Consider the following 10,784-nt stretch of genomic DNA (forward strand, 5'->3'; position numbering starts at 1 on the left):
TTGGTAGAACTTTGGAGATAAGGTATAAAAGCCGCTAATGTTTGGCCCGGGCCAGTGGCTGTGCTGCGGAATCGGGACCAATCAGCAGCCGGAAGCCTGGCATCAACAACCCAAAAATAAGGGGGCTGGAAGTTAGCCTTTAAGTGCTAATTTCCGGCTCCTTGTGCTACCTCGTTGATGATGGCCCAGGCGTTGCCCAGGTTCTTGTCGATGTCTTCTCCTGATACTTTATTACCGATGTTGTCGGGGAATCCGAAGAGGTAAGAATTGGCTTCGGTGAAGGATTCACACGGGAACTCGAACCACGCATTCGTCATGATTTCCTGCATCGGCTTGTCGTAGTAATGATTGATCAGGCGTGCGCCGAGCTGGCGGTTGGGGCTGTTGGCCGGCATCGTTATGCAGGTCATGTTGAAGAAGTTGATGTCGGTCGCTTCGGTGTGGGGGAAGCGAACGCGCCAGGCTTCCGCCGCCGCAAAGTGCTGCGGGTTGCCGTTGAGGAACCATCGGACCGCTGCGCCCAAACTTACGAAGGCCATGTCGATATCGCCCGCCAGGAGGCGCTCCATCTGGTCGTAATCCGAGCCCTGAGGTCCGCCGGAAGAACGTTCGTAAACCGTTTTGGCCCACAGCTGGGCTGCACCGGGGTTGAGGTTGGTGTACAACCCGGCTACTACGCCGGCCAGGCCAGAACTGTCGGGGTGCGCCACCCCGAGACGAATGTCGCGGGTGGTAGCTTGCACGATGCCTTTGTAACTGCCGGCTTCTTCGGAGGTAACCGAGTTGGGGTTGTAAACCGAGACCATCGTCCAGCGCGTCAGCCCGGCCCAGTAACCTTCGTTGTCGAGGTAGCGATCACCTACATCACCATTGGTGAAGGCATCGACAAAGAAAGGCTGTAATGCCCCAAAGCCCTGCAGCCGTGCTGCATCCTCCAGAGTAGGCACAATCAGTACATCGGCGTCGATGCGGTTGCCGGCTACGGCGTCGGCAATAATTTTCTGCATCGGCCGAACGGTCACGTCTACCTTTACGCTGAACTTCGTTTCGAAGTCGTGCACAATCTCAGCGTCCTGGGGCAGGTAGCGCCAGGTCATCAGTTTGACTGTGTTGCCTGCTGATTGGGTTACGGGGCCGGGGCCTGCTTTAATGCCGCCGGAATTACTTGTGGCCGGTTTGTCGTTGCCACAGGAAGCTGTGCTTAGAATCAAAGCCAGGGCGACGATCAATTGTAGTAGGGACTTCATGTTAGAATTTATTGGGTGGGCAAAGATAGAACGTACAGAATTTAGGCAGCAGCCCGTTTTCAGAGTGTTAACAATGCAGCCTTGTTAGTTGTGGCCTATCTGGCTTCCAGTGAAGGGCAAAGCGTCAAAAAGACTGCTGTCCTCTTCCATCTCTTCGGTGTCTTCGCTCTCTACCAGAAACAAGGCTTCCTTGGCCCGGGTAATGGCAACGTACTTCAGGTTGATCTCCTGCTCTTTCTCCCAGTCTTTTTGCTGCGGCCGCCCCATGGGCAGCTTGTCGTAGTCGATGATGAAAACGCGGTCTTCTTCCAACCCTTTGGCACGATGGATGGTGGAGAGCTTAATCGCCCCTTTTCTGGCCGATACGTAAGCTTTGATCTTTTCCAGTACTCTGCTGACGGTAGTGCATTGCTTTTGCCAGATTTCCCATTTTTTATGCAGAAAATCCAGTCGTTTTTCGAGGTATTCGTTTTCGGCTTCCAGGAAAACTTCGCGCTCCGTTGCCTTTGGGATTTTGGCGGCGTTCTGACGGATCACCCAGCGGTTGCGCTGCAAAACAATGTCTTTCAGTGCCTCAAACCCCCGGTAGCGCCGTTTGATGGAGGCCTGTAGCTCGTCCTGCTTAAAGAGGCTCTTCAATTCATTGATAAACTCCCGGGCCTCGTCTTCGGCAACCTGCACTTTCACATCCTGATCGATGAAATCGAAGATGAGTACCAACAGAGGCGCACGGAGCCGGCTGATGATGAGATCGCCCGGTCGGGCCCGCTCCACCACTTCGTCAACGATGATGTTGTCCACCGTTCCGTACTCTTCTTTTGCGCCAACGATGTCTTCCCGGATTTTCTGCGCAAGACCGATGACCCCCGCCGGGCAACGGAAGCAGGTGGTCAGCGGAAGCTCCGTGGCGCGGGTCATCCGCGCTACCCGGCTGAAGGATTCCACGTCCGCGCCGGTAAAGCCGTAGATCGATTGCCTGGGGTCGCCAACGGCGAGTACCCGACTACCTTTTTTACCATACTTGGCGGCTACGGCAAACTGGGCTTTGCTCAGGTCCTGGCATTCGTCGATGAAAATCCAATCGTACTTAGAGGTTGCGTTCAACTTCCAGATGAACGGGAGGTATATCATGTCCGTAAAGTCGATGATGTAACTCCTTGCCGCCATATCCGTGCCTGCGGTGAGCAGTAAACGATGGGCGGCGTAATAAATCTCAAGTTCTTCGCGAAAGGTCTTGCTTTTCTCTTCCGCTGGGGTGAAAACACCGAAGTGCTCCACCAAACTGACGAAATCTTCGAACGACGGGCCGTTCAGCGTTGCGCGGTGTTTCTGGTTAATGTCCAGAAGCCGCCGCTGAATCCTGAATTTGAGGTTTTTGATGGCAAAACTCTGGCGGCTGTCGTTGTTCGCTGCCTTCGGGTTCAGGTTGTTGAGTTCGCAGAGCGCCCTGATGTGCGGCGAGAGCTTGGTCTGCATTTGCTCCCCCCGGTAGATCGTTGAATATTTATGCTCCCGCATTTCCAGCCGGTGGTGGTGATCGGTGTTCTCCCGCAGGATGCGCAGCCCAAGGCTGTGGATCGTCTGAACGGTCACTTCCTGCATGCCTTGCTCCCGGAACCTGCGGCCGATCTCTTTCGCAATGCTGTTGTTGAAGGCACAAAACAAAACCCTGGATGGGTCTTTCGCAAAGCGTGCACATTCCATGATCGTTGTGGTCTTCCCCGCGCCCGCAACCGCGTCGATGATACCGTGCCCTTCGCCATTGCGGACGAAGTCGAAAATACGCTCTTGTTCGGGGGTGAAAGTCACTCGTTTTTGCTGTTTGGTGGCAAGATAAGGGTTTTTATACAATTTGTATTTTTATTGAGCTGGGAGGTGTGTATCACGAGATGCACGGGTTGATCGCCTCTGGCGCGATCAATCGCGTCAGAGGCGATCAACCCAATTACCAGGTGTGCAGAGCCCCCTCCCGAAAAATATACTCTGCGGTGCGGATCGTCTTGCCGAAGTCATTGACTGAATACCACGGATTTCCGTCGGGGCGTCCCGGGTTGACCAGTACGTGAATGTCTTGGGCGGGCATATAGCTCTGGGCAAGAAGTACCATGATTTCTCCGGTGGCAGGGTGAACCGCTTTGTCCACCACAATCACGGCGTGGCCGGGGCTGCCGCCCTTGATGAGCACGTCGCCTGCTTCGATGGCGTTGTTTTCTTTCGGTGTCAGTTCGTGCACCAACGAGGCCGTACCGGCGTAGCTGAACACCATCGTCAGGTATTTGCGGTAGGCGGTATTGCCCGGCGTTGCGCCCGGTCCCTGCACCCAGCTCACCTTATTACCGCTCACTTTTATCCGCTCGCCCCTGCGCCAGCGGGTGTATTCTGCGTTGAAGCCACTTACGAAGTTGAAGTGAATGTCGGCGTAGCGCTCTTGACCGAGCAGGTAGTCGGCCCGCAGGCGCATGATGGCGTCGGCGCATTGCTGCAGGTCGCGTTTGCCCACGCTCACGTCCAGCACGGCGGCGTGCGCGCTTTGGTTGTTCTTCGGTTCGCCGTTGTAGAGGTGCACGGCGGTGCCGTGCTTTTTTAGGGGGAGAAGTTGTAAATAAGTACCGAACCCGTTAGCCGGGTACTCTTCTCTGACAAATCCTGCGGGTGGAACAAATCGCGTAGCGATGGTTGTCCCGTCCGGATTCAACCAGGGTGGGGTAGTGGCTGCTGTTTCAGACGGTGGTATCGGTTCCGTAGCGTTGGAGGAGGCGGGGCCGCAGGTGCAAAGAAGGGCTAGGAGGAGCAGGGTTTGGGTCAGGCGAATCAAGGGGTCGATTTTGAACTGTTAACGGATCCCTGCTGGCTTTTCTTGTTGGATGGCAGAAGGCTACGTCTAACTCGCCAGTCGAATTCTTTTTCGCAGACGGTTATACCAATGACTGTCCGTGGTGAGGAAATCTGTTGGTCAGCATACTACTGGACATTTTTGATTTTCCACCTCACCCTCCGCCGTCTCCAGCAAGGTTTGCCTTAAGGCTCAGTCGAGTTGGGCGTATTCTTAGGGGCAAACTCAAGACTGCACTCGACAGGCGAACTTTTTCGCAAATAGTTATACCAAATGACTGTTGGTGGTGAGGAAATCTGTTGGATAGACAATGTTGGCTCTTGGGATGGGCGCAAACCAGAATGTCGCGCTTGCTCCTCCCCAGTTCAGCGATTTGGGGAGGCTGGGAGGCGGAAGGCTACGTCTAACTCGCCAGTCGAATTCTTTTTCGCCACAGCTCCAGAGTGCCCTTTATAAGTCAGAGGGGAACGCTTGATCGTGAAAGGGTGTTCTGTTGATTTAGAGCGAAAAAGTTCGCCTGTCGAGTTGGGCGTATTCTTAGGAACAAACTCAAGACTGCACTCGCCAGGCGAACTTTTTCGCAGGCGGTTATAGCAATGACTGCCCACAGTAAGGAAATCTGTTAGCTGGACAATGTTGACTCTTGGGTTGAGCGACAATCTGGCTACGCCCCTCACTCGCCAGTCGAATTCTTTTTCGCTACAGCTCCGGAGTGCCCTTTATAAGTTAGAGAGGAACGCTTGATCGTAAAAGGGTGTTCTGTTGATTTAGAGCGAAAAAGTTCGCCTGTCGAGTTGGGCGTATTCCTTGGGGCAAACTCAAGACTACACTCGCCAGGCGAACTTTTTCGTAGACGGTTATACCAATGACTGTTGGTGGTGAGGAAACCTGTTGGTTAGCACACTACTGGACATTTTTGATTTTCCACCTCACCCTTCGCCCTCTCCAGCAAGGTTTGCTTCGCAGTATGGTTGGCTAGACACGTCTAACTCGCCAGTCGAATTCTTTTTCGCCACAGCTCCAGAGTGCCCTTTATAAGTCAGAGAGAAATGCTTGATCGTAAAAGGGTGTTCTGTTGATTTAGAGCGAAAAAGTTCGCCTGTCGAGTTGGGCATAGACTTGACTCGCCAGTCGAACTTTTTCGCAGGTGGTTATGGCAATGACTGCCCGCGGTGAGGAAATCTGTTAGCTGGACAATGCTGACTCCTGGGTTGAGCGACAATCTGGCTACGCCCCTCACTCGCCAGTCGAATTCTTTTTCGCCACAGCTCCGGAGTGCCCTTCATAAGTCAGAGAGGAACGCCTGATCGTAAAAGGGTGTTCTGTTGAATTGGAGCGAAAAAGTTCGCCTGTCGAGTTGGGTATAGACTAGACTCGACAGGCGAACTTTTTCGCAGGTGGTTATACCAATGACTGTTGGTGGTGAGGAAACCTGTTGGTTAGCATATTACTGGACATTTTTGATTTTCCACCTCACCCTCCGCCGTCTCCAGCAAGGTTTGCCTTAAGGCTCAGTCGAGTTGGGCGTATTCTTAGGGGTAAACTCAAGACTAGACTCGACAGGCGAACTTTTTCGCAGGTGGTTATAGCAATGACTGCCCGCGGTGAGGAAACCTGTAAGCTGAACAATGTTGACTCTTGGGTTCTTTTGGCGAAAAAGAATTCGACTGGCGAGTTCTTGCTCCTTCATCCCTCACTTTGCACCTGCGTTCGCGCCAAAAAGCACAGCAAAGACATAAGATTTTACCTGTGCCGCAACTTTTTCACCCAACAAATCGTATGTTTAAGCATCGGGTCCCGGCCAATAGCTATACGCCAAGCCACGGAACCGCCGCTACCCCTATGAATAAGAAAAATAATCAGTTGAAGGCCCTGCTGGCCCGCTACGAAAACGACGAGATAAACAACGACAGCCTGTTTCTGTCCGAAGAGGAATTCGATGAATTGCTGGCTCATTATTACGAGCAGCACGATTACGACCGGACACTGGAAGTCGCTGATATGGCCATCGCTCAACACCGGTTCTCGCCGGAGTTTTACAAATGGAAGGCCCTCATCCACAAAATAAATCTGGAGGAAGACGACGCTTTTGCTGCCCTCGAGAAGCTGAGCATCTATGCCCCTAACGACGAAGAAGCCCTGCTGCTCCGCCTCGAAGTGCTTGTCCATTTCGGGCACCGTGAGCCCGCGCGTGAAGTGCTGGAGCGGCTGCGCACCTCGGTGCGCGGCGACGAAAAATTCAGCCTGCTGGCCTTCTTCGATGGTCTCCTGCTGATGCAGGAGTTCCGCTTCGAGGAAAGTTTCCTCGCCCTCACCGAGGCGGTGAAACTCGACCCCCTGCAGGAGCCCGCACTCGAAGAACTCATCAACGCCAGCGAGTTTGTCGCTTACCGCAAGCGACTCCTCAAACTCTTCAACCACCTGCTGGCCAAAGATCCCTTCAACGACCTCATCTGGTACTACACCGGGCTGTGGCACGACGACGATGGCAACGACCTGGCGGCCCTCGACGCTTTCGCCAACGCCCGCTCCCTGAAGAGCGATCACCCGGTTTATGACCTTGAGTACGCAGACAAACTTTTCGACCTCGACCGCTACGAACTGGCCCTGAAGGCTTATACCGCTTACTTCGAGTCGGATAAGGCCGAAGACAGCTACGAAACCTTCATGCGCGTTGGCCGCTCTTACCAGATGCTGAACCACCTGGACAAAGCTAAAAAAGCGTACGGACGGGCCATTGAATTGAACGCTGAGATGTACGACATCTTCCAGCACCTGGGCGAATGCTTTGCTGCGGAGGAAAAATGGCGTATTGCTGCTTACAACTACGGCCGCGCTGTAGAGCGTGAAGGGCATACGCCCGATTGTTGGCTCGGCCTCGGCCTCTGTCACGCCGCCCTCAACGAAAATAAAGAAGCAGAGTTTGCCTTTCAGAAGGCTCTCGCTATGGACGATCGCTACAGCGACGCCGTCATCGCTTACGCGGTATTGATGGTTGAGCAGGGCGAAGAGGTCCGGGCCCTGACTTTTGTCAATGACACCCTGGAGCGTTACGAGGACGCAAGCCTGATTTACGGCGCCGTTGCCATCCACCTGATGACCAACCGCCGGGCCGAAGCACTCACCCTGCTCAATACCGCGCTGAGCGAGTACTACGAAGCGCACCAGATGCTCATCGACTTCTTCCCCGATCTGAAAAAGGATCGTGAAATCGAGGCGATCTTTAACCTGTACCGGCCCAGAGAGTAGATTGGCCTTTCGCTGAGCGACAATCTGGTTTGCGCCCCCCTGCTTATGCCTAACGGTCTGCATAGCCGCAGGCTGCCCGCATAGGGCAGCTTGATGGCTATGCTTTGTTCGGTGTGGTTTTGAATTTTTCTATATGATTTCTCATTAAAATTTCGCAATCTTTTCTACTGTATCTCTTTGAAGGATAGTGAATTGAACCAAAAATTTCAGTTATTAATTCATCAATAATACTACTGATTTTGATTCTAATTCCAAACTTTGATTCATCTCCTTTGCTGTAATCAAAATACTGATTGAATCCCTCCCTTTCCATAAATTCAAAAACTATTTCGTCCTTTTCTTTATCTCTTTCGAAGTCATTTTCTTCAATCAGAAACTTTGATATTGATGAAATGATTTTGTGTATGAATTCTTCCTTGTTGAACCCTTCAAATATATCCGCTATGTAAAGTATTGTTCCAATATTATCTGAAATTTCACATTGAGTCATATAAGCATGCCTTTCCAAATCTTCAAAGGAAAATTCCATTGACTGAACTTGATTTGTGCTTTGAGACTTTTCCCAACCTCTAATGTCTTGCGTCCATTTTTCTAATACTCGTCTCCATTCTGACCAATTATTAGACTCTTTGGAAATTTTGATTACCTCTGTTTCTAAGTCCTCTAATATTTTTTCTTCTGACCAACCATAATCTTCTAATGCTTGAACATAATGTGAAAGAATAATTGAACCTTTTCTATTGTCCCAATAATTAAATCTGTTTCTTGCTATGCCTTTTATGTATGCCAATTTTTGCTTTATTGGTGGCATATTTTGAATAGCAATTATTCCCCCTAATTTATCTAAAAATGTTTCTACACTACTTTGCTCTAATTCACCTCCCGAATTATATTTTAGATATTTTTCTAAGCCTACATCAATTCCGTTCAATAAATCATTAACCCCAAATTTTTTGATGTGATTTTCTAAACCTAATGTTCCTTTTTCCGATAGAGTGAACGGTTTTATTCTACTTTCGACATATTCAGAAATCATCTCACCCACATCTGAATCTAATGTGTCAAGTGATTTCTTCCATTTAAGCATTAATTCAATTTGTTCTCTTCTTTCTTGGATTTCTTCTAATTGCTTTCTTTGTTTTGCAACTACGGTGTCGTCATCCAATTTTCTATCACTTTTCCCACTATTACAATCAAAACAACTTGTAATCAAATTTGTAATTTCATTTGTTCCTCCTTTGGCAACAGGGTCTATATGGTCGCAATTTAAAATTACATCTGGTGATTTTCTACCACAATATTGGCAAGTGAATTTGTCTCTCTTGAAGACTTCAAACCTTATCTTTTTCGACAGACCTTTTCTTTTTGCCATTTATTTGTTTTTTTTAATCACACCCAACATACTTATAACCACACCTCTTGCGCATACAAGCCATATCTCTTTGGTGAAGTTACGCATACAGACCCAAATCCAGCCAAAAAACGCAACCAAACCCAAAAGTGACGTTTACAGGCCCAGTTACGTTTACAGACCCATATTTGGTACTGTATGCGCAACTCAGTTAGCTCGTTTTCCCGAATTGCAGCTCCAGCAATTACTTCTTTTCGTTGCCCAGCACCGCCTCTAAACAATAAGGTTGTCGTTCAATAGGATTTCCCGCATTTCCAGGTCGAGTTTGCCGGCCTGAGCACGGAACCGGTCGGGGTCTGAGCGGTAAGGATCCTGAAGGACATAAAAACGCTGCATCACCATACCGTTTGAGTCGGAGCGTTGTAGCTTTTGGATGATTTTCTGGTCTTCGAAGTACTTCAGTTCTCGCTTCAGGATAGCGAGCGGCAGGCCGGTGGCAAGAATCATTTGCTGGGCGGTGACCTTGTAGTCGTAGGCATCGAAAATCTGGAGAAGGTCCTCAACGGTCAGAAAGGGATCGTTGGAGAGGTTCAGTACCGGAGGGGCGATTACAGCGTCACGGGGGCTGTAAAAATGACGCCCTCTGCTATTGTAGCTGCGTTGCAACACGCCGTAAGTGTACAGAGCCGAGAGCCGTGCGCGGGCTTCGTTCAGGGTGAGTTCTGTTTTGTCAGCCAGTTGATGGGGCGAGAGCAACTGATCCGGCTCACCGTCGAGCATCAGTAACAGGTCCTTATCCGAAATATGCCGCTGTGTCTGCCGGTTTGAGCTCTTTTGACGGAAATAGATCAGAATCACGAAAAGGATGAGTAAAGCACCAACACCAAAGGTGCAAAGTAAAATAATGATGTCTTTCTCCATGGGGGTAAGATACGTGGCCGCGGCCGCAGGTGCAAGATTCGGTTTTGGAACTACGGCACAACCGCCGGTTTGTATTTCTTTTGTTCGCTGTCGTTATCTGGAGTGAAAGCTGTTTGAGGTCGAATCAGGTGGTTGTGATGAAAACCGTTCACAACCAGCCAACCCGTTCCTTCCACTCCCGCAATGCCTGGGTTCTTTGCGTTAAATCTGAAGGCGGAGAGTGGTTCTCTTGTTCTGCTTGGTACCTGATGAGCTTTGTTTGCTCTGCCAGGGTATTTAGTCCGATCGCTTTTCTTCGTTCGTCTACCAGAACGAGATCATCGCAGGCCTGGGGCCAGAGTTGCCCGTCTTCGCGCCAGTCGAATTGGGTGCCGTAACGTTGAGGCTGTTCTTCGAACACTGCTATCCGGTCGGTGAGGTAAGCCAGGCCTACGGGGTTAGCGTCGCCTGCGGCGACGGCCTCTTCGAGCAGTCTGGCGCATTTTCTGAGAAAATCCGGTTTGCCGATCGCGTGCTGGATCACCAGCCAGGCGGCTTCGCTGGCCTCTTTGCCTACTTTGTCGGTGGTGGGGTAGCCGATGCTGTCGATTATTTCGTTCAGGGCATCGGCGTTGGCGTCATGCAATTCGTTCATTTCCGCGTCGTACCCCTCGTTCAAGCGGCCACTTTTCATCAGCCGGCTGCGGAGTTGCAGGTCGGCGTCTTTGAGGGCAATTATTTCTGCTCCTATTTCATCGTAGTTGGCGGAATTACTCATGTGGTTATCTTGAATTGGTACGCTGCTGGGGGAGGATGAAATTACGAAGATGCTGTATTTTGGCAGCCTGAAAGCCTGCCGAAGAGTAACGGCACCGGTCTGGCAGTTGCTGTTGGCCTCTCCCGCGGATATGGTTTACGACCCACACTGGCGCACAAATACCCATTAGGGCGCTTCAAGCGCCCGGTCACGAATTTGCCGCCTGTCATGTCTCCCCTTTCCCGAGGGGAGGGGGCCGCGGGAGAGGGAGATCGGTGCATCTCGTGATACAATGGTCCGCTACGATTTTAGGCCGCTCGGGCACCAAAGACTTTAAGCTCTGCAATTACCGCTTGCATTTTGGGCGTGTGTGGGTCGACACCACACTTGTCCAAAAGGTGATACGCTATGCGTTCGTTGCGATAGGCCGTCACGATATCAGACATC

General features: G+C 51.0%; 7 protein-coding genes. 1 reads left to right on the plus strand and 6 read right to left on the minus strand.

Features of this window, described 5'->3' with window-relative positions; all coding sequences use genetic code 11:
- Positions 1-146: 146 nt before the first annotated feature.
- From FUA23_RS04370 to FUA23_RS04380, 3 genes are all read right to left on the minus strand, one after another.
- Positions 147-1,247, minus strand: a complete 1,101-nt coding sequence (locus FUA23_RS04370) for an extracellular solute-binding protein (RefSeq protein WP_147929501.1) — start codon at positions 1,245-1,247, stop codon at positions 147-149.
- Between the two features lie 84 nt (positions 1,248-1,331).
- Positions 1,332-3,056 carry a UvrD-helicase domain-containing protein gene (locus FUA23_RS04375; protein WP_147929502.1) on the minus strand — a complete coding sequence of 575 codons (1,725 nt, stop codon included), beginning with the start codon at positions 3,054-3,056 and terminating at the stop codon, positions 1,332-1,334.
- Positions 3,057-3,192: 136 nt separating this feature from the next.
- On the minus strand, positions 3,193-4,062 hold the full coding sequence (locus FUA23_RS04380; protein ID WP_147929503.1) for a DUF4846 domain-containing protein: 870 nt from the start codon (positions 4,060-4,062) through the stop codon (positions 3,193-3,195).
- Between the two features lie 1,860 nt (positions 4,063-5,922).
- Here FUA23_RS04380 and FUA23_RS04385 point away from each other — a divergent pair.
- Entirely contained in the window at positions 5,923-7,329 is a 1,407-nt protein-coding gene (locus tag FUA23_RS04385; protein ID WP_187270880.1) for a tetratricopeptide repeat protein, read from the plus strand.
- A gap of 97 nt (positions 7,330-7,426) precedes the next feature.
- On the opposite strand, the gene FUA23_RS04390 is transcribed toward FUA23_RS04385, so the two are convergent.
- From FUA23_RS04390 to FUA23_RS04400, 3 genes are all read right to left on the minus strand, one after another.
- Complete coding sequence (locus tag FUA23_RS04390; RefSeq protein ID WP_147929505.1) at positions 7,427-8,701, minus strand: HNH endonuclease; 1,275 nt, start codon at positions 8,699-8,701, stop codon at positions 7,427-7,429.
- A 252-nt stretch (positions 8,702-8,953) separates the two neighbouring features.
- Complete coding sequence (locus FUA23_RS04395) at positions 8,954-9,601, minus strand: LapA family protein (protein WP_147929506.1); 648 nt, start codon at positions 9,599-9,601, stop codon at positions 8,954-8,956.
- Positions 9,602-9,749: 148 nt separating this feature from the next.
- Positions 9,750-10,358 (minus strand): DUF6624 domain-containing protein, encoded by a 609-nt coding sequence (locus tag FUA23_RS04400; protein ID WP_147929507.1) that lies wholly within the window; start codon positions 10,356-10,358, stop codon positions 9,750-9,752.
- Between the last annotated feature and the right edge of the window lie 426 nt (positions 10,359-10,784).

The sequence above is a fragment of the Neolewinella aurantiaca genome, assembly GCF_008014675.1.
GTDB lineage: Bacteria > Bacteroidota > Bacteroidia > Chitinophagales > Saprospiraceae > Neolewinella > Neolewinella aurantiaca.

What these genes read in the sequence shown, in the direction of transcription:
- FUA23_RS04370 (WP_147929501.1), bottom strand. Translation starts at nt 1,247, where the DNA reads ATGAAGTCCCTACTACAATTGATCGTCGCCCTGGCTTTGATTCTAAGC.
- FUA23_RS04385 (WP_187270880.1), top strand. Translation starts at nt 5,923, where the DNA reads ATGAATAAGAAAAATAATCAGTTGAAGGCCCTGCTGGCCCGCTACGAA.
- FUA23_RS04390 (WP_147929505.1), bottom strand. Translation starts at nt 8,701, where the DNA reads ATGGCAAAAAGAAAAGGTCTGTCGAAAAAGATAAGGTTTGAAGTCTTC.
- FUA23_RS04395 (WP_147929506.1), bottom strand. Translation starts at nt 9,601, where the DNA reads ATGGAGAAAGACATCATTATTTTACTTTGCACCTTTGGTGTTGGTGCT.
- FUA23_RS04400 (WP_147929507.1), bottom strand. Translation starts at nt 10,358, where the DNA reads ATGAGTAATTCCGCCAACTACGATGAAATAGGAGCAGAAATAATTGCC.